The following is a 17,221-nucleotide window of genomic DNA, read 5'->3' as shown; positions in this document are numbered from 1 at the left end:
CGTCAGATCAGGACTTGAACTCGGCGGTGGAGAACCGCTCGTCGGTGAGCGGGCTCGCCTTGACCCCGGTCACGTCCTTGCCGAACACGATCGCCGGCGGCGAGTGCGACACCGGGACACCGGGCAGGAAGTCCATGATGGCCTTGTTCAGGGCCTTGTACTTCTCGGTCCGGGCCGCCACGTCGGCGGTGCTGTCCGCGTCCTTGAACTGGTCGAACAGGGCCTTGTTGGTGAAGCCCCACTCGGCCTTCGTCCGGTCGAACATGGTGCCGATGAAGTTGTAGCCGTCGCCGTAGTCACCGGTCCAGCCGAGGAAGTGCAGGTCGTGCTTGTTGCCCGAGGTGGTGGCGTTCAGGTAGTCCGGGCTCCACTTGAGCGGGATGGCCTGGACGTTGATGCCGACCGCCTTGAGGTCCGCCGAGAGCAGCTCGAAGATGTCCTTCGGGTTCGGCATGTACGGCCGGGTGACCTCGGTCGGGTAGTGGAACCGCAGGGTCAGGTTCGTCGCGCCGGCCTCGGCCAGCAGCGCCTTCGCCTTCGCCGGGTCGTAGTTGTACTTGGTGACGTCGCCGTTCCAACCCTCGACGGTGTCCGGCATGAAGTTGTCGGCGACCTTGGCGCCCGGGGGCAGCTTCGAGTCGACGAGAGCCTGCCGGTTCAGCGCGTGCGCGATGGCCTGGCGGACCTTCACGTCGGCGAGCTTCGGGTTCCCCTTCTGGTTCATGGCCAGGTAGAGGATGTTGAACGCCGGGCGGGTCAGGACGTTGAAGCCCTCACCCTTCAGCGGCTCGACGTCGGCCGGGCCGACCAGGTCGTAGCCCTGGATGTCGCCGGAGCGCAGCGCCTGCTTGCGCGCGTTCTCGTCCGAGATCGTCTTGTAGATGAGGGTCTTCAGCTTCGCCTTGGTGCCGGCGTAGTCCTCGTTGCGCTCGATGGTGAGCGTCTTGTTGGCGACGTCCCAGGACTTGAACTTGAACGGGCCGGTGCCGGTCGGGTGCGCCGTGGCGTAGGCCGGGTACTTGATGTCCTCGGCGGTGCCGCCCACGTTGCTGGCGTCGTACTTCTCCAGCGCGGTCGGGCTGTGCATCGAGAACGAGGGCAGCATCAGCGCGGCCGGGATCTTGCTGGAGACCCGGGTGAAGGCCAGGTCGACGGTCGTGGCGTCCTTGGCGGTGCACGACTTGAAGAGGCTCGGCGGCAGGTCCGCGCTCTCGTTCTTGGCGAAGCCGCCCATGACGTCCTGCCAGTACGGGGTCACGTCCGGGCTCTGCATGAGGCCCTTGGCGTTGTACCAGCGGTCGAAGTTCTTGCAGACCGCCTCGGCGTTGAATTCGGTGCCGTCGTGGAACTTCACGCCGGAGCGCAGCTTGAAGGTCCACGTGGTGCCGGCGGCGTCCGGGGTCCAGGTCTCGGCCAGACCGGGGGTGACCTTGGTGCCACCCTCCTCCGGACGGACCAGCGTCTCGAAGACCTGACGCGCCACGCGCAGCGACTCACCGTCGCTGGCGAAGCTCGGGTCGAGCACCTTCGGATCTCCGGCTACGCCGAAGACGAGGGTGTCCTTCTTGCTACCGCCGGAACTGTCATCGCGGTTGCTCTCGGCGCAGCCTGCTACCGCGAGGGCCGCGACCGCGACGGCCGCGAGGGCGACCTTCGGCCTGGATGCACGCATGGGTGCTTCACCTCGTCCTTGGGGTTACGGACAATCGTGGTGACAGGGGTCACCGATCGCCGTGACCTTAGCCGCCGTTCGGACCGGCGGGAAACCATCGCGGAACCGGTTGGTACCGGATCGTGTCTTAACCGATGCGCACCGCCTCAGCGGCCGTTCCGGACCGTCGACAAAGGGGCGCTATGTCCGGGTTGGCCGATGCCGATTTGTTACATCGATCGTCGCCTGCTTCACTCCGATGTCAGACCCCACAGTGGATCCGACAGTGCCCGTACGGCGATGGTCGGCACCCGATTCGGGTGCCGACCATCGCGGAAACGTCAGACGGCGCGCCGGCCCTCGAAGGCGCGGCCGAGCGTGATCTCGTCGGCGTACTCCAGGTCGCCGCCGACCGGCAGGCCGCTCGCCAACCGGGTCACCGAGATGCCCATCGGCTTGACCATCAACGCCAGGTACGTCGCGGTCGCCTCGCCCTCGGTGTTCGGGTCCGTGGCCAGGATCAGCTCCCGCACGGTGCCGTCGCTGAGCCGGGCCATCAGCTCGCGGATGCGCAGATTGTCCGGCCCGATCCCCTCCAGCGGATTGATCGCCCCGCCGAGCACGTGGTAGCGGCCCCGGAACTCGCCGGTCCGCTCGATCGCGACCACGTCCTTCGGCTCCTCGACCACGCAGAGCACCTCGTCCGTGCGGCGCGGATCGCGGCAGATCCGGCACCGGTCGGACTCGGCCACGTTGTAGCAACTGGTGCAGAACCGCACCAGCTCCTTGACCTTGCGCAACGCCCCGGCCAGCCGGTTGACGTCGGCCGGGTCGGCGGACAGGACGTGGAAGGCGATCCGCTGGGCGCTCTTCGGGCCCACGCCCGGCAGCCGCCCCAGCTCGTCGATCAGGTCCTGGATGGCGCCCTCGTACATCTGCCGCTCAGAAACCGGGCAGGCCGAGGCCGCCCATGCCGCCGGTGACCGGGCCCATCTTCTGCTCGGTCAGCTCCCGCGCCGCCTCGGCGGCGTTGTGCATGGCCGCGACGACGAGGTCCTCCAGGGTCTCCACGTCCTCCGGGTCCACCGCCTTCGGGTCGATCCTGATCGACTTCAGCTCGCCGCTGCCGGCGACGGTCGCGGTGACCAGGCCCCCGCCGGCGGTGCCGGTCAGCTCCGCCTCGGCGAGCTCGGCCTGCGCCTTGGCGATCTGCTGCTGCATCTTCTGCGCCTGCTTCAGCATCTGCTGCATGTTCGGCTGTCCACCTGGGCGCACGGATGGCTCCTTCTCGCACTCGTCTGCTCGGCCGCCGCTCAGCCTATCGGCTGTGAGCAGCCTCGCCCCGCCCGGTGCTTCCCTCGCGCCGGGTCCGGGCGCAGGATCACGGGACCGACCGGACGGAGGTGGCGGATGTCCCGGGAACAGGCCGCGGCGGCCATGGAACGACAGGCCCGGGCCTGCGCCGACATGGATGCCGCCCTCTACGCCCACCTGCTGGCGCGCGCCGCCGGTGACGTGCGGGCCGGCGGCCCGTGCGCCACCGTCATCAAGGGGTACGAGGACGCCGACGCCGACGCCCTCGTGTCGATACGCCTGCTCGGCGGGGTGCACGCCCTGGTGCTGTCCGGCCGGGCGCCCGAGCTGGCCCGGTTCTACCCCAGCGCGGGTGGGGCGCACCGGGCGGCGGACGCCCCCGCCTGCTGGGCCGCGTTCCGGGCGGTCGTCGGGGCCGAGCACGACACGCTGCGCGGCTGGCTGCGCCGACCGCCCCAGACCAACGAGGTCGGCCGGGCCAACCTGCTGCTGGCCGGCCTGCTGCATGCCGTCCACGCGGTGGGCGGGCTGCCGGTGCGCCTCGTCGAGCTGGGCGCGAGCGCCGGGCTGAACCTGCGCGCCGACCGGTTCCGCATCGAGGCCGCCGGCTTCGCCTGGGGACCGGCCGACTCCCCGGTACGCCTGCCGGACGCCTGGCGGGGCGGGGCGCCCGACTGGCTGCGGGCGGCGGCCGAGGCGTACCCCGAGCTGACCGTGGTGGAGCGGCTCGGCTGCGACGTCAGCCCGCTCGACCCGGGCGACTCCGACGGCGCGCTCGCGCTGCGGGCGTACCTCTGGCCGGAGCACACCGCCCGCGCGGCCCGGCTGGCCGGCGCGCTGGAGCTGGCCGGGCGACTGCCGGCCCGGGTCGTCGCGGCGGGGGCGGCGGACTTCCTCGCCGGGATCACCCCGCGCCCCGGCACGCTGACCGTGGTGTGGCACTCGGTGATGCGCCAGTACGTCCCGGGCGAGGAGTGGGCGCGGGTCACCGCCGAGCTGGACCGGCTGGCCGCCGCCGGCGGCACCGACGCGCCGGTCGCCCACCTGTCCTTCGAGCCGCACCCGCGGGAGGCCCGCAACGACTTCCAGCTCCGCGCCCGGCTCGGTACCGGCCCGGAACGCCTGCTGGCCGAGGCACACCCCCACGGCCTCCCGGCCTGGCCCGCCTGACCCACCGCGCCCACCGCGTCCGGTGCGTCGTCGCCAGAGATCTTGGTACCGGAGTGCCCCTGGAGGGGCCGATTCCTACCAAGATCTGCCGCGGTTCGCCTCGCCGTGTCCGGCGAGGCGTGCCCTCCGCGTCGGTGTCGGCGTCGGGGAGGGCTATCGGGCGTCGACCTCGTCGATCTTCTCTGCGCCGAACGCCTCGCGGAGCAGTCGTACCGCCTGTTCCTCGCTGGACTCCCGCGCGGTCTGCTCGTCGATGACCTCGTCCAGCGGCTCGTCGCCCGGGTCGAAGCCCTCGAAGTTCGGGGCCGCCGGCCGGGCACCGCCGGGGCGTCCCGCGCCGCCGCGCACCGGGCCGTCGAAGTCAGGATCGTACGGCGGTTCGCCGGCCCAATCGGCGTCCGCGGTCTTCCGGGCTGCCTGGGCGGTACGCGGACCGCGTCCCGCCGCCGCCCGCGCCGCCGCGATCGCGCTGCTCACCGGGGGGCCGGCGGGGGCCGCCTGCTGCGGTGCCGTCGAAGGACCGGCCGGCTTCGGTACGCCGGACGTCTCGGTCGCCGACGCGGCGGCGCTCGCCGGCCTGGCAGTCGACGTGCCGGTGGTCGGCGTGGCGGTCGACGCGCCGCCGGGGCGGGCCGGTTCCGGCCAGTCGTCCTCGCTGCCGGCCCCGGTCGCGGCGCCGCCGGGGCGGACGGGCTCGGGCCAGTCCTCGCCACCGCCGACGGCGCCGCCGGGTCGGGCCGGCTCGGGCCAGTCCTCGGTCTCCTCGACGACAGCAGCGCCCCCGGCCCGCGCCGGCCCCGAGGTCGGACGGGCCGCCCCAGCCGAGGGACCGCCCACCACGCCGGAACCGCCGGACGGGCCGCCACCGGGGAGACCCCCGCCGGCCACATCGCTGCGGCCACCGCCCGACAGGCCGCCGGACCTGCCGGCCGCACCGCCGTTCGGGCCGCCACCGGGGAGGCCGCCGCCAGGTCCGCCGGGCTCTACGCCGACTACTCGTCCGGGCCTGATACGGAGGTCTGCGCCAGCGGGCCACGCGGGCAGGCCATCGAGGGGTAGGTGGCCAGGCAACGGCGGCATCGCTGGTGCACGCGCTGGTACTCTCCGGCCAGGCTTCTGACCTGGTCCGCACTCGCTACCGCGGTCGGGACGCCCCGGCCAGGCAACTTGAACGCCTGCTGGGCCGCATGCCGGCGGTCGTCACCATCTTTGGGCAGGTCCAGCCGAGGGTCTGCTTGAACAGGCGGAACGTGCGCTCGATGTCGAAACGACACAGGAACGTCTGCCAGAGCCGGTCGACATCAGCGCTGGCGGCCTCGACGTCGGACCACCATAGCCACACCGGCCACGTTGGCCCGCCGCGATCAGCCGCCCCACGATTCGGGCTTGGCAGGATCTGGGGCGGGTCGCGCGTTCACGGACGAGCCTGGCGACCCATACTCGGTCAGTCTACCGACCTGCGTCATATGACAATGGGGCTCTCGGACCCGAGTGTGGCCGAGAGCCCATTGTCAGCTGGCGGATCGGACTAACAGCCGACTGGAATGCTGGTGTAGAACGTGGGGAGCATGAAGTAGGGCTCACCTGCGTTGCTACGGAAATTGTACTTTCCCTGCGAGTTGCGCGTGAAATACACGCTGCGCGCCGTCCCGGAGTACCGCACATCGAGGGTTTCGCCGCTCTGACCTGTTACGCCAAGCTTCCAGTCCGCGTAGCCGAAGGTCGCCGTTCCGACAACACCGTCGGCGGTTAGGCTACGGGCCGCCTGCCAATTCTTGGTTGCAGCCTCGGTCGTCGGCCCAAACTCGCAGTCGATGTCGGACGAGGTAAGGTATCCGTCGGCGTACAGGATCCACTGCCACAGTCCGGTGGCGCCACTGTTGGCGTACAGGCCGCCCCGTCGCAGGGTCCCCTCGTCGCCGAAGTCGTCCGTTACGTCACCGCTACCTATGACGTACCCCTGAGAGGCCGACGCCTGCGCCGGCGCGGAATTGATAAGCCCGGCGGTCAGCACGATTGCGGCTGCAGCCCCCCCGGCAACCAAGGCCTTGCGCAGACCGGCCTTCAATGAAACATGCACATGAGCCTCCGGTGTTCATTGGCAGTGATCGAACCTTACAGGACCCAGTCCGGTCATGGGGGGCAGTTTTTCGGCTCATCGAAGTTAAGCGGGGTTAAGGTGTCCACGGTGGCGTCGAGCGGTCGCGGTGCGGCGCGTAGCCGTTGATTCTGGCGTTTCGGAGCAGTAGGCGTCGCGGGCGACGGCCTTGATGAGCCGGTTGGTTCCTTCCGAGCCAGCGTTGGTGATGCGGGTGATCAGGAACGCGAGGATCTGCGGCCACCCAGTCTCGATCGTGGTGGTCGCGAGCAGGTCGAGCAGGCCTTCCTTGGCGCCACCGAGTGGCAAAGACATAGCTGGGACCGGGATCGAAAGGTCCTCGCGACCATCTGTGGCGTGGATCATCACCGCCACCAACCCGTAGAGCGCCGGTGACTGCTCATCTATCGCAACCGCACCACCGGGCGAGCTGGCCTTCTACCCGCGCTGGTCACCGCACTGATGCCACTGCACACCCTGGTCCGGGTGGCCAAGGCGTTGGGGAGTCGGCGGCTCTCGGCGACGGTCAACGCGATGATCTCGGGGTCAGCGTCGGGACTGCTGCGTGGTGGTGGTGGTGAGGATGGTCAGGACGGCCAGGGCGAGCATGGCCAGGGTGACGACCGGTGCCAGCCGGTCCAGCCGCGGACCTGGTGGTGGTCCAGGCCAACCTGGCCTTGCCCGTCTGGAACAACTCCTCGATGCTCCAGCGGGAATCATTCTCACCGTGGCGCTACCGCCAGAGCAAACCCTGCACTGGTCGGTCTCGCGACGAACATCCCAAGCCCGAGCCCGATGATCCCACTACCAAGGCAGACAAGCGATCTGACGTCGGAGTACTGACCGGGCGGCACGGTTCCTGAGCGGGCAGCGCCCTACCGGGCGTCCACCTCGTTGATCTTTTCCGCGCCGAACGCCTCGCGGAGCAGCCGTACCGCCTGTTCCTCGCTGGACTCCCGCGCGGTCTGCTCGTCGATGACCTCGTCCAGCGGCTCGTCGCCCGGGTCGAAGCCCTCGAAGTTCGGGGCCGCCGGCGCGGCGCCGCCGGGGCGTCCCGCGCCGCCGCGCACCGGGCCGTCGAAGTCCGGGTCGTACGGCGGCTCGCCGGCCCAGTCGGCGTCCGCGGTCTTCCGGGCCGCCTGACCGGTACGTGGACCGCGTCCCGCCGCAGCCGCCCGCGCCGCCGCGATCGCGCTGCTCACCGGAGGGCCGGCGGGCGCGGCCTGCTGCGGCGCCGCCGAAGGACCGGCCGGCTTTGGCACGGCGGGTGCGGCGGTCGCCGACGCCATGGCGGCGCTGGCCGGCCTGGCTGTCGACGCCGCGCGCGGCCCGCCGGTCGCTGTCGGGGCAACCGCCGCCGCGTCGCTGGCCGACGCTCCGGTGCCCGATGCGCCGCCCGGTCGGGCCGGCTCGGGCCATTCGTCCTCGTCGCCGGCACCCGTCGCGGCACCACCCGGTCGGGCGGGCTCGGGCCAGTCCTCGTCATCGGTGGCGCCACCGGACGCGCCGGTCACGCTGCCGTTCGAGCTGCTGCCGTTGACGCCGCCCGTGTTCGGAGCGCCGCTGGGTGGCCCGCCGTGCGGAGCGCCACCGGCCACGCCGCTCGGACCGCCAACGGGCAGCCCGCCGCTCGGACCGCCCCGACCGTCAGGACCACCACCGCTCGGGCCGGCGCCGCTCGGACCAGCGCCGGTCGGGTCCTGGTGGGCGGGGGCCGCGGGCGGCGGGGATGCCGGGCGGGCCGGCGCGGCGGGACGGGACGGGCCACCGAGTGACGCGCCACCCCGCTCGCCGGCCACCTCGCAGCGGATCTGCCAGCGGCCGCCGAACTCCTCGTACAGCACCTCGGCCAGCACCGACGTGTGGTTGCCCATCATCTGTGCGAGCACCGGCGACTTGACGGTCAGCACCAGGGTGTCGCCGTCCACGTCGCGGACCACCGCGTCGCGCATCAGCGCGGCGGCCGGCTTCTTGATCCGGTTGACCTTCGCGACGATGTCCGGCCAGACCCGGCGCACCGCGACGGCGTCCAGGGTGCCCGCCGCAGCCGCGCCGGGGCGGGGCGGGGCGGGGGTGGCCGGGTCGGGCATCACCGCCGAGGGCGGCACCTGACGGCGGGCGGGAGCATCGGCGGGCAGGCTACTGGCGGGTGGGCTACCGGCGGGTGGGCTACCGGCGGGCGCACCCACCGGTTCCGCGGCGCCCGGGACTGCCTCCGTCGCGCGGGAACCGGCGGCGGCCAGAGCCGCGGCGCGGGCTGCCGCGGCACCGGACGTGGCGCCGGAAGGCGCCGGCGGGCCGGCGGGCCCCGGGTCAGCCGCGGTCGTGGTGGGGGTGGGCTCGGGGCGTACCGGAGGCTCGGGGCGTACCGGAGGGGCGGAGGTGACCGGCGCGGGGCCGGCGGCGGCCGGCGGCATGTCGGTGCCGGCGAGGGTGAGCCGGCGCTCCATGCGTTCGAGGCGCTGGAGCAGGCCGCCGGTGCTGTCGTCGGCGCCGGGCAGCAGCATCCGGGCGCAGATCAGCTCCAGCAGCAGCCGGGGCGCGGTGGTGCCGCGCATCTCCACCAGGCCGTTGTGCACGATGTCGGCGCAGCGGGACAGCGTGGCCGGGCCGAGCCGCTGGGCCTGGGCGGCCATCCGCTCGATCTGGTCGGCCGGGCCGTCGATGAGGCCCTTGGCGGCGGCGTCCGGCACCTGCTGGAGCACGATCAGGTCGCGCAGCCGCTCCAGCAGGTCGGAGGCGAACCGGCGCGCGTCGTGCCCGGCCTCGGCGACCCGGTCGACGGTCGCGTACGCCGTCGCGCCGTCCCCGGCCGCCAGCGCGTCGCACATCTCGTCGATGAGGGCGGCGTCGGTCACGCCGAGCAGGGCGGCGGCCCGGGAGTAGGTGACTCCCTCCGGCCCGGCCCCGGCGATGAGCTGGTCGAGCACGGAGAGGCTGTCCCGGGCGCTGCCGCCGCCGGCGCGCACCACCAGCGGGAAGACCGCCGGCTCGACGGCGACGTTCTCGGCCTCGCAGAGCTGCTCCAGGTAGGGCCGGAGCACCTTCGGCGGGATCAGCCGGAACGGGTAGTGGTGGGTCCGCGACTTGATCGTGCCGAGGACCTTCTCCGGCTCGGTGGTCGCGAAGATGAACTTGACGTACTCCGGCGGCTCCTCGACCAGCTTGAGCAGGGCGTTGAAGCCGGCCGACGAGACCATGTGGGCCTCGTCGATGACGTAGATCTTGAAGCGGCTCTTGGCCGGCGCGAAGATCGCCTTCTCGCGCAGCTCGCGGGCGTCGTCGACGCCGCCGTGGCTGGCCGCGTCGATCTCCAGTACGTCGATCGAGCCGCCGTCGGTGGCCAGCTCGCGGCAGGAGTCGCACTGCCCGCACGGCTCCGGCGTCGGGCCCTGCTCGCAGTTCAGCGAGCGGGCCAGGATCCGGGCGCTTGAGGTCTTGCCGCAGCCGCGTGGGCCGGAGAAGAGGTAGGCGTGGTTGAGCCGCCCGCTGCGCAGCGCCTGCGACAGCGGCTCGGTGACGTGCTCCTGCCCGATGACCTCGGCGAAGGTACGCGGCCGGTACTTGCGGTAGAGCGCCAGTGCCACTCGTCCCGCCTCCTCTCGACCGAGCCATTCTGCGCCGGTCGGGCGCGGGTGACCACCCACCACCCCGTGACCTGACCCGCAGGGACGTTACCGGGACCCGGAGACAAAAAGGCCTCCCGTGCACCCGGCAGAGCCCGCTTATCCTTGCTGCCTTCCGGCCCTGGGGAGGTTCACGAGATACCGCCGCACGGGAGGTACCGCCAACCCTACCCGACGCCGCGTCGATCTTCAGGGGGTGGTGGGGTGGCCCACCCGCCGGGGACCTGTATCCTCGTCTGCGGAGGATTCGCCTAGAGGCCTAGGGCGCACGCTTGGAAAGCGTGTTGGGTTAACACCCTCACGAGTTCGAATCTCGTATCCTCCGCTCGCTGAGCAGCACGAACGCGAGGGCCGACCCCCATCGGGGACGGCCCTCGTACCGTTTCTGCCGAGCGCCACGGCGGCTCCCCTGGTTACGCTCCTCCGACCTGTGTCGATGCCTCATCGACGATCGGTCGGTGGCGGTCGCGCCTCTCGACGGGTGAGGCCGGAAGGGGCGACCCGCTTGGGCAAAAATCCGCGCTGGCTGCTCTGGACGCAACTGGTCGCGATGTCCTGCGTCCTTCTCTCCCAGGTGGGGTCCGGGTTCGACCGACCGCTGGAGATCGTCGTCGGCTGCGGGGCGGCCGGGATGGCGCTGTACTGTGTCGCCGCGCTGATCATCGGCCGCACCAGCGGCAACGCCGAGAAACCCGATGCCGGGTGAGCGAGCGGCCGACCGACCCGGAGTTCGACGAATGCGACTGCCCGGAGAAGGTCGACGCGGCCTTGGCGCGTACGGAGCCCGGGGCCGGGCCGGCGCTTCTCTGGCTGGTGCTGGACGAGTTCCACCCGCCTGCCGTCGTCCTTCCCCGGATCAAGCGCGGGCTCCGGTCGCGGGACGCGCAGACCAGGGGGAACGCGTTGCAGTCGCTGGGTCACTTCGGGCGCCTGCACCGCGACGTCGACGTCGAGTCGCTGGCGCTGCTCCGGGGCGCGCTGCGCGACCGCACCCCGCTCGGTGGCTGTCAGCTACGCGGCTACGCCGACAACGCGGCGGACGACATCGGCACGTTCGTGCCCCGGCACCGTCTGCCCCGCTGGCTGCGCCGCCGCCACGCCGGGCCCTGGCGACCGCGCCGGCTGCGACGGTGAACGCCGCCGACGAAGCGACTGGTCACGGCGTGATCCCTGCCGCACGTCGATCAGGAAACACCGCCCGCGTCCTACGCTGACAGCCGCATCCGACAGCGAGACAACCGGGCGGCGGCGACCTGCGGGCGTCGACCGGCCCGGGGAGAGCGCGGACACAGGTGAACGCAACGCTGAACGTCGCCGACGGGCTGGCCGTGCTGGCTGCCGGGGTCGCGGCGGGAGCCATCAACGCGGTGGTGGGCTCGGGCACGCTGGTGACCTTCCCGGTCCTGCTCTCCCTCGGCTATCCGCCCGTGGTGGCGAACGTGTCCAACACCGTCGGGCTGGTGCCGGGGTCGTTCACCGCGGCGTACGCCTATCGCCAGGAACTGGCCGGGCACGGCCGGCTGCTGGCCCGCCTGGGTCTCGCCGCCGTGCTCGGCGGGATCACGGGCGGCGTACTGCTGCTGCTCCTGCCGCCCGGTGCGTTCCGGGCGATCGTGCCGGTGCTGATCGTCCTGGCGTTGGTGCTCGTGGTGGTGCAGCCGTGGCTGGCGCGGGCGTTGGCCCACCGGCGGCCGGTCGCGGACGACGCGGGCGCGTCGTCGGCGGGCGGTCAGGCGGTACGGCGGGCGGGGCCGCTGCTGCTGCTCGGCGTCTTCGGCACGGGGGTGTACGGGGGCTACTTCGGCGCCGCCCAGGGAGTGTTGCTGCTGGGGCTGCTCGGCGTGCTGCTCTCGGCCGACCTGCGCTGGGTCAACGGGGTGAAGAACGTGCTCGCCGGCCTCGTGAACGGGGTCGCGGCGGTCCTCTTCGTCGCCGTGGGATCGGTGGCGTGGCAGCCGGCGCTGCTGATCGCGGCGGGTTCCGTGGTGGGCGGCCTGATCGGCGGCCGGTGGGGACGCCGGCTGCCGCCGGTGGCGTTGCGCGCCACGATCGTGGTCGTCGGGCTCGCCGCCCTGGTCAACCTGCTGCGCTGACCACCGACCCGGGTACGGGCCGCACCGGACGAATCCGGGCGGCGCGACAACGGGTGGGCGCGGCAACGAGCGGGCACGGCCACGGGTGGGCGCGGCTCGGCGGGCGGTCATCCGCGTGGGCGGGCCCAGGAGACGAAGCGGTCGGCTAGTTGGGCCGGGCTCACGCCGGGGTCGAGTGCGACGAGCTGTGCGGCGGCCTCGACCTGGAGAGTCGCCAGGTGGACGGTGAGCGCGGCGCGGTCGTGGCGGTACTCGCCGAGCAGCCGCAGCTTCGCCGGCGAGCAGGGCCAGGCAATGCCGCACGCCCGGCACCGCCACGTGGGCCGGGTCGGGACGTGCTCCCGGGTGCGGCGGCTCACCGCGCCGCCGGTCCCGCAGACCCGACCCGGTCCACCGACCCGGGTTGCTCCGTCCCGAGCCGGTCCACCGTCCCGAGCCGATCAGCCGTCCCGGGCTGTTGAGCCGCCCCGAGCCCGTCCGCAGCCCGGACCCGGGGCGTATCGGTGGCGATCACCCGGGCGCGGTCGACGCGGATCGAGGCGAAGCGCTTGCGGGGGCGGAGGGTGCCGTCGGCGTTCACCTGATGGCCGCGTACCTCGGCCCAGAGCCGACCCTCGAACGGGCCGACGCTCAGCACCTCGGTGACGCGCAGCGTCAGAGGGCCCTCGCCGAAGCGGTAGGCGTCGTCGGGAACGCGGATGGTCGTACCGGCGGGCCATCCCACCGGCCGGCTCCGGGCGGGGGCGGCCGGTGGGGGCGGATCGTCGCGGTCGGCCGGGGGACGGGGCTCGCCCCGAGGCTCGGAGACTGGAGCGCGGCGGGTTGGCACGGGCGGACCTCCTTGGCGGCTCGGCAGGGCTCGCCCTGGCGGGACGAAAGGCTGAAAGGGCCGGGCTGGCAGGGACGTGGGACTGGAGGGGGGCCGCCCCGCCCTCCCCGCCGGGGCGGCCCCGCGACTGACGCCGACCGCCGGGCTCCTTCGCCTCCACCGGCCGCGCCGTCTTCGTCACCCCAACTTGCCGTGTGTGGGCAGACAGATACATCCCGTAGCGCTATGGTCGCCAGATATTTGAGACATCCGATGGGAGGAGCCCGTGAACGATGCGCTCCGGGTGGCGCTCAGCGACACCGGGCACACGATCGAATCCCTGGCCGAGACCGTCGGCGTCGACCCGAAGACGGTCGGGCGGTGGCTGACCGAGGACCGCATCCCGCACGCCCGGCACCGGTTGGGGGCGGCGGAGGCCCTCCGCCGGGACGTGTCGGACATCTGGCCGGACACTTCGAGACGTCGTGACCCGATCTGGTTCCGTCCGTGGCAGGAGATCGAGCGCGAGGCGGTGTCGCTGCGGTCGTACCAATCGATGGTGTTGCCGGGCCTGCTCCAGACCGAGGCGTACGCGCGGGCCGTGCTGACCGGCGGCGGCCTCTTTCCCCGCGGCGACGTCGAGCGCCACCTCGCCTCCCGGCTCGCCCGCCAGGGCATCCTGCGGCAGGACGAGCCGCCGCAGTTCACGGCCGTGATCGACGAGGGGGTGCTGCGCCGTCCGGTCGGCGGCCGGGCCACGATGCGCGAGCAGCTCCGGGCCGTCGTCGCCGCCTGCGCCGAACCACACGTGCGGGTGCACGTCGTGCTGTCGTCGGTCGGCGCCTACGCGGGCCTGAACGGGCCGTTCGTGATCGCCAGCAGCCACGACCACCGGGTCGCCGGCTACCTCGACAACCAACTCCAGGGCCAACTGGTTAGCGATCCCGCGGACATCGCCGCCATGATGGCTGCGTGGGAGAACGTGCGCGGCGAGGCGCTGTCCCACTGGCAGTCGGTCGATCTCATCACGGAAGTGGCGGAGACATGGAGCTGAACGGCGCGCGGTGGCGCAAGAGCAGCCGCAGCAGCGGCAACGGCGGTGACTGCGTCGAGGTCGCCGACAACCTGCCCGGCGTCGTCGCGGTGCGCGACTCGAAGGACCCGGCCGGCCCGGCGCTCGCCTTCGCCCCGGCGGCGTGGCGCGCGTTCGTCGCCACCATCGCCGAGCGCCCCTGAACCGAGCCCGCCCACGGCAGAGGTACCCCCGACACAAGGCGCGGGTGGAACACCACGGGTGCCTCCCGACGCGGGATGCACCCGTCCCGCCCTTGGCGGCGGCATCGATCACCTCCTGCCTCTCCGCCCTGCCCGACCGACCCTCGCCGGAGGCCGCGTCACGCCCGGAGGAGGGCCGGCAGTGCGGCATCGCGGGGCGGTGCCGGAAGGGGACGATTGGGTACGGTGCGGAGAACGGCGTAGGCGGGACTCGTCGTACACATGTTCCATCCACAGGCTGTGGACGGCGGAGGGCTCCCATGGGTTACCAGCTCAGCGCGGTCGTCGCGGACACCGAGCTGCTCCGCGAGCACACCGCCGACCTGGACCACGCGGTCCTCGGCGAGTTGCGCCAGGAGTTCGCGCTGCTGCCGGTCACCCCGCAACTGGTCGAGGAGCTGACCGGGGCGCCGCCCGACTACTCGACGGCGGAGCGGTCCCCGGAGCAGCCGTTCCACCTGGTGCTCTCGGCACCCCTCGCCGAGGTCCTCGCCCGCTGGTCACGGTCGGGTCCGGTGGCGTACCTGGAGGCGGAGTTCCTCGGCGGCGCCGGCTACCAGTCGGCGCTGGTGTGGCTCGGCGGCCAGGTGAGCTGGGGGCCGGGGTTCGACCGTCTCTTCGACGGGCCGCGCCCGGAGTGGCCGCTCAACGCGGCGCTCGCCCGGCTCGGGGCGGAGCCCGGCGCGTGGATCGACCCGTTCGCCGAGCTGGGCCTGCACGTCGAGCGGAGCACCGCCGGCTGGCTGGCGCACGGGCGCCGACGGCTGAGCGCCGACTACTGGGACGAGCTGGCCGAGGAATGGGAAAACCGGCAATCTGCGGGCGGGCAGCAACCTGAACGGCCCGGTCCCGTTGGGGACTGGGGGATTCCATGAAATTGCGACAATTTGGCTTTATAGCCGCGCTGACGACGGCTGCCTGGGTCTCGGGCAGCGGCGTGCACCCGCCGCTGCGCGAGTTGGACGGCCGGCCCGTCGGGGCCGTCGAGGTGGTCGACCTCAACGGCCTGCGCGACGTCGAGTTCGGCGACACCGAGGACGAGCTGACCCGGCGGGGCATCCTGCGCTCCGACATCGACGCCTGCGGCCCGGCGCTGGCCGGGTACGACACGACCAGTCCCATCTTCGTCGACGACCGGCTGGTGCTGCTCTGGCTCGGCGAGGCGACGCGCACCCCGCAGGGAGTCACCGCCGGCATGCCGGTCGACGAGGTCCGCACCCGCTACCCGTCCGCCCGGGAGCTGGACGCTCCACAGGGGACGTACCGGCTCGACGGGCTGCTCGCCCGGCAGGGCGACCGGGCGTACCTCTTCCTGCACGACGGGCGGGCGGTGAAGAAGATCATCGCCGGGTACGCCGACTGGGCCCAGCGCCTCTTCGACGAGGGCCACAGCCCCTGCTGAGCCCCGCGCAGGCTTGACGCGTGAGGGCCGCGAGGTGGGGTAACCGCCGGGCATGGCGCGGTACACGAAGCCCGAACTCAGGGAGCAGGTCAAGGAAGAGATCAAGGCCTCCGACAAGGGCGGCCGGCCGGGACAGTGGTCGGCACGCAAGTCGCAGCTGGTCACCCAGGAGTACAAGAGGCGCGGCGGGGGCTTCGTCGGCCCGAAGGACGAACGGCAGAAGTCCCTCCAGCGCTGGGGCGGCGAGCACTGGCAGACCAAGGAGGGCGACACCCGGGCGCGGCACGGCGACGAGACGAGCCGCTACCTGCCCGAACAGGCCTGGAAGGAGCTCTCCGAGAAGGAGAAGCGGGCGACCGACGCCAAGAAGCGGAAGGAATCAAAGTCCGGCAAGCAGCACGTCGCCAACACCGGACCGGCCAAACGCGCCCGCCGCAACGCCACGTCGGCCGAACAACTGTCGGAGCTGCCGGTCGCCGAGGCGGCCAAGCTAGTCCGCGACCTCGACAAGGGCCAACTGAAGTCGGCACTGCGCCGCGAACGCGACGGCAAATCCCGCAAGACCCTCATCACCCGCCTGGAAAAGGAACTAAGCCGCCGCTGACCGGCCCCTCCGCCCCGCCCCACCCATCTCGACGTCGATCATGCACTCGTGGTGGGCAACAGCTACCCAGACGCCCCTTTCGCATGGCACCACAACTGCATGATCGACGCAGGCAGGGGTGCGGGGGGGGGTGCATGCGAGAACGCCCGGCCGATCCTTGCGGATCTGCCGGGCGTTCTCGCACTTCACGAGCGGTGGCGGAGGGATTTGAACCCTCGGAGGGCGTAAACCCTCACACGCTTTCGAGGCGTGCTCCTTAGGCCGCTCGGACACGCCACCGCCGAGAAGGGTACATGACCCCGGGTTCGGACGCCGAACCGGTACGCCCCGGGGCGGCCTGGCAGGATCCTTGCCATGAGTACGCACATCGGCGCGAAGCCGGGAGAGATCGCCGAGCGGGTCCTGATGCCGGGCGACCCGCTGCGGGCGAAGTGGATCGCGGAGACCTACCTCGAGGGCGCGCAGTGCTACTCGACGGTCCGGGGCATGCTGGGCTTCACCGGCCGCCACAACGGCGTCGAGGTCTCCGTCCAGGGCTCCGGCATGGGCATGCCCTCCGCCTCGATCTACGCCCATGAGCTGGTCAACGAGTACGGCGTGAAGAGCCTGATCCGGGTCGGCTCCTGCGGGGCACTGACCGAGGACCTGCGGCTGCGCGACGTGATCGCGGCGATCGGCTCGTCCACCGACTCGAACATGAACCGGATGCGCTTCGACGGGCTGATCGACTACGCCCCGGTGGCCGACTTCGGGCTGCTGCGTACGTCGGTGGAGGTGGCCGAGCGGCGCGGCATCGCGATGCGGGTCGGGCCGATCCTGGCGGCGGACGCCTTCTACACCGACCGCCCGGACCTCTACGACAGCCTCGCCGACTACGGCGTGCTGGCGGTGGAGATGGAGTCGGCGGCGCTCTACACGATCGCCGCCCGGTTCAAGGCCCGCGCCCTGACGCTGCTGACCGTCAGCGACCACATCAAGACCGGCGAGAAGACCACCTCCGAGGAGCGTGAGCAGACCTTCAGCCAGATGGTCGAGATCGCCCTGGACACGATCATCGCCTGATCCTCGTCGGCCCGACGCCGCCCGCCGTCCGTCCCCGGATGGCGGGCGGCGTCGCTATGTCGTGACCATGGTCACGCCAAGAAACTATACGAACGGTCGTGCTTATTCATTAGCCTGT

At 72.2% G+C, this 17,221-nt stretch carries 19 protein-coding genes, 2 tRNA genes and 1 other RNA gene; 11 read left to right on the top strand and 11 right to left on the bottom strand.

Going from position 1 to position 17,221, the window contains the following annotated elements; genetic code table 11:
* Positions 1-7: 7 nt before the first annotated feature.
* The 3 genes from ABZ573_RS28945 to ABZ573_RS28935 form a co-directional block, all read right to left on the bottom strand.
* Positions 8-1,672 carry an ABC transporter substrate-binding protein gene (locus ABZ573_RS28945; RefSeq protein WP_151453560.1) on the bottom strand — a complete coding sequence of 555 codons (1,665 nt, stop codon included), beginning with the start codon at positions 1,670-1,672 and terminating at the stop codon, positions 8-10.
* A 320-nt stretch (positions 1,673-1,992) separates the two neighbouring features.
* Positions 1,993-2,586 (bottom strand): recombination mediator RecR, encoded by a 594-nt coding sequence (recR, locus tag ABZ573_RS28940; protein ID WP_089003014.1) that lies wholly within the window; start codon positions 2,584-2,586, stop codon positions 1,993-1,995.
* A 7-nt stretch (positions 2,587-2,593) separates the two neighbouring features.
* Positions 2,594-2,902: a YbaB/EbfC family nucleoid-associated protein gene (locus tag ABZ573_RS28935; RefSeq protein WP_225852050.1), complete on the bottom strand. Its 309-nt coding sequence runs from the start codon at positions 2,900-2,902 to the stop codon at positions 2,594-2,596.
* 159 nt (positions 2,903-3,061) lie between these two features.
* On the opposite strand from ABZ573_RS28935, the gene ABZ573_RS28930 reads away from it, so the two are divergent.
* Positions 3,062-4,135, top strand: coding sequence for a DUF2332 domain-containing protein (locus ABZ573_RS28930; protein ID WP_358122200.1), 1,074 nt, complete (start codon positions 3,062-3,064; stop codon positions 4,133-4,135).
* Between the two features lie 153 nt (positions 4,136-4,288).
* Here ABZ573_RS28930 and ABZ573_RS28925 read toward each other — a convergent pair whose 3' ends face one another.
* The 5 genes from ABZ573_RS28925 to ffs form a co-directional block, all read right to left on the bottom strand.
* Positions 4,289-4,975 (bottom strand): hypothetical protein, encoded by a 687-nt coding sequence (locus ABZ573_RS28925; protein WP_358122198.1) that lies wholly within the window; start codon positions 4,973-4,975, stop codon positions 4,289-4,291.
* 688 nt (positions 4,976-5,663) lie between these two features.
* Positions 5,664-6,215, bottom strand: coding sequence for a peptidoglycan-binding domain-containing protein (locus tag ABZ573_RS28920; protein ID WP_358122196.1), 552 nt, complete (start codon positions 6,213-6,215; stop codon positions 5,664-5,666).
* Positions 6,216-6,299: 84 nt separating this feature from the next.
* Positions 6,300-6,599 (bottom strand): transposase, encoded by a 300-nt coding sequence (locus ABZ573_RS28915; RefSeq protein WP_358122194.1) that lies wholly within the window; start codon positions 6,597-6,599, stop codon positions 6,300-6,302.
* Positions 6,600-7,108: 509 nt separating this feature from the next.
* A complete protein-coding gene (locus tag ABZ573_RS28910) occupies positions 7,109-9,820 on the bottom strand; it encodes a DNA polymerase III subunit gamma and tau (protein ID WP_358122192.1) in 2,712 nt (903 codons plus the stop codon).
* Between the two features lie 107 nt (positions 9,821-9,927).
* Positions 9,928-10,017, bottom strand: an RNA gene (gene ffs, locus ABZ573_RS28905) — signal recognition particle sRNA small type.
* A gap of 82 nt (positions 10,018-10,099) precedes the next feature.
* On the opposite strand from ffs, the gene ABZ573_RS28900 reads away from it, so the two are divergent.
* From ABZ573_RS28900 to ABZ573_RS28885, 4 genes are all read left to right on the top strand, one after another.
* A tRNA-Ser gene (locus ABZ573_RS28900) sits at positions 10,100-10,184 on the top strand.
* A gap of 180 nt (positions 10,185-10,364) precedes the next feature.
* Positions 10,365-10,565, top strand: coding sequence for a hypothetical protein (locus ABZ573_RS28895; protein WP_151457623.1), 201 nt, complete (start codon positions 10,365-10,367; stop codon positions 10,563-10,565).
* Positions 10,562-10,993 (top strand): hypothetical protein, encoded by a 432-nt coding sequence (locus tag ABZ573_RS28890; RefSeq protein ID WP_151457622.1) that lies wholly within the window; start codon positions 10,562-10,564, stop codon positions 10,991-10,993. Before ABZ573_RS28895 ends, ABZ573_RS28890 begins: the two co-directional genes overlap by 4 nt.
* Positions 10,994-11,151: 158 nt before the next feature.
* A complete protein-coding gene (locus tag ABZ573_RS28885; RefSeq protein WP_358122189.1) occupies positions 11,152-11,952 on the top strand; it encodes a sulfite exporter TauE/SafE family protein in 801 nt (266 codons plus the stop codon).
* Positions 11,953-12,059: 107 nt separating this feature from the next.
* Here ABZ573_RS28885 and ABZ573_RS28880 read toward each other — a convergent pair whose 3' ends face one another.
* Positions 12,060-12,311, bottom strand: a complete 252-nt coding sequence (locus ABZ573_RS28880) for a flavin reductase (protein WP_151457621.1) — start codon at positions 12,309-12,311, stop codon at positions 12,060-12,062.
* Positions 12,308-12,676 (bottom strand): hypothetical protein, encoded by a 369-nt coding sequence (locus ABZ573_RS28875; protein WP_358122187.1) that lies wholly within the window; start codon positions 12,674-12,676, stop codon positions 12,308-12,310. Before ABZ573_RS28875 ends, ABZ573_RS28880 begins: the two co-directional genes overlap by 4 nt.
* Before the next feature lie 370 nt (positions 12,677-13,046).
* Here ABZ573_RS28875 and ABZ573_RS28870 point away from each other — a divergent pair, with 370 nt between their 5' ends.
* The 5 genes from ABZ573_RS28870 to ABZ573_RS28850 all read left to right on the top strand — a co-directional run bounded on the left by ABZ573_RS28870 (position 13,047) and on the right by ABZ573_RS28850 (position 16,041).
* Positions 13,047-13,814, top strand: coding sequence for a helix-turn-helix transcriptional regulator (locus ABZ573_RS28870; protein ID WP_151457427.1), 768 nt, complete (start codon positions 13,047-13,049; stop codon positions 13,812-13,814).
* Positions 13,805-13,996 carry a DUF397 domain-containing protein gene (locus ABZ573_RS28865; protein ID WP_151457426.1) on the top strand — a complete coding sequence of 64 codons (192 nt, stop codon included), beginning with the start codon at positions 13,805-13,807 and terminating at the stop codon, positions 13,994-13,996. Before ABZ573_RS28870 ends, ABZ573_RS28865 begins: the two co-directional genes overlap by 10 nt.
* 299 nt (positions 13,997-14,295) lie before the next feature.
* The gene (locus ABZ573_RS28860) at positions 14,296-14,910 is read left to right on the top strand and encodes a hypothetical protein (RefSeq protein WP_358122185.1); all 615 of its coding nucleotides are present in this window, start codon (positions 14,296-14,298) and stop codon (positions 14,908-14,910) included.
* Positions 14,907-15,437, top strand: coding sequence for a hypothetical protein (locus ABZ573_RS28855; RefSeq protein ID WP_327029909.1), 531 nt, complete (start codon positions 14,907-14,909; stop codon positions 15,435-15,437). Before ABZ573_RS28860 ends, ABZ573_RS28855 begins: the two co-directional genes overlap by 4 nt.
* Before the next feature lie 52 nt (positions 15,438-15,489).
* Positions 15,490-16,041, top strand: coding sequence for a DUF5872 domain-containing protein (locus ABZ573_RS28850; RefSeq protein ID WP_151457423.1), 552 nt, complete (start codon positions 15,490-15,492; stop codon positions 16,039-16,041).
* 192 nt (positions 16,042-16,233) lie between these two features.
* Here ABZ573_RS28850 and ABZ573_RS28845 read toward each other — a convergent pair.
* A tRNA-Ser gene (locus ABZ573_RS28845) sits at positions 16,234-16,320 on the bottom strand.
* Between the two features lie 75 nt (positions 16,321-16,395).
* Here ABZ573_RS28845 and deoD point away from each other — a divergent pair.
* Complete coding sequence (deoD, locus tag ABZ573_RS28840) at positions 16,396-17,103, top strand: purine-nucleoside phosphorylase (protein WP_311414588.1); 708 nt, start codon at positions 16,396-16,398, stop codon at positions 17,101-17,103.
* The last annotated feature ends 118 nt before the right edge of the window (positions 17,104-17,221 follow it).

This window comes from Micromonospora sp. NPDC007220 (assembly GCF_040634035.1).
GTDB lineage: Bacteria > Actinomycetota > Actinomycetes > Mycobacteriales > Micromonosporaceae > Micromonospora > Micromonospora reichwaldensis.
This window is presented reverse-complemented; position numbering and strand designations above follow the sequence as displayed.

Excerpts from the sequence above, each read along its gene's own strand:
- ABZ573_RS28915 (WP_358122194.1), bottom strand. The coding sequence starts at position 6,599 with ATGATCCACGCCACAGATGGTCGCGAGGACCTTTCGATCCCGGTCCCA.
- recR (WP_089003014.1), bottom strand. The coding sequence starts at position 2,586 with ATGTACGAGGGCGCCATCCAGGACCTGATCGACGAGCTGGGGCGGCTG.
- ABZ573_RS28850 (WP_151457423.1), top strand. The coding sequence starts at position 15,490 with ATGGCGCGGTACACGAAGCCCGAACTCAGGGAGCAGGTCAAGGAAGAG.
- deoD (WP_311414588.1), top strand. The coding sequence starts at position 16,396 with ATGAGTACGCACATCGGCGCGAAGCCGGGAGAGATCGCCGAGCGGGTC.
- ABZ573_RS28855 (WP_327029909.1), top strand. The coding sequence starts at position 14,907 with ATGAAATTGCGACAATTTGGCTTTATAGCCGCGCTGACGACGGCTGCC.
- ABZ573_RS28945 (WP_151453560.1), bottom strand. The coding sequence starts at position 1,672 with ATGCGTGCATCCAGGCCGAAGGTCGCCCTCGCGGCCGTCGCGGTCGCG.
- ABZ573_RS28865 (WP_151457426.1), top strand. The coding sequence starts at position 13,805 with ATGGAGCTGAACGGCGCGCGGTGGCGCAAGAGCAGCCGCAGCAGCGGC.
- ABZ573_RS28930 (WP_358122200.1), top strand. The coding sequence starts at position 3,062 with ATGTCCCGGGAACAGGCCGCGGCGGCCATGGAACGACAGGCCCGGGCC.
- ABZ573_RS28935 (WP_225852050.1), bottom strand. The coding sequence starts at position 2,902 with ATGCAGCAGATGCTGAAGCAGGCGCAGAAGATGCAGCAGCAGATCGCC.
- ABZ573_RS28860 (WP_358122185.1), top strand. The coding sequence starts at position 14,296 with ATGGGTTACCAGCTCAGCGCGGTCGTCGCGGACACCGAGCTGCTCCGC.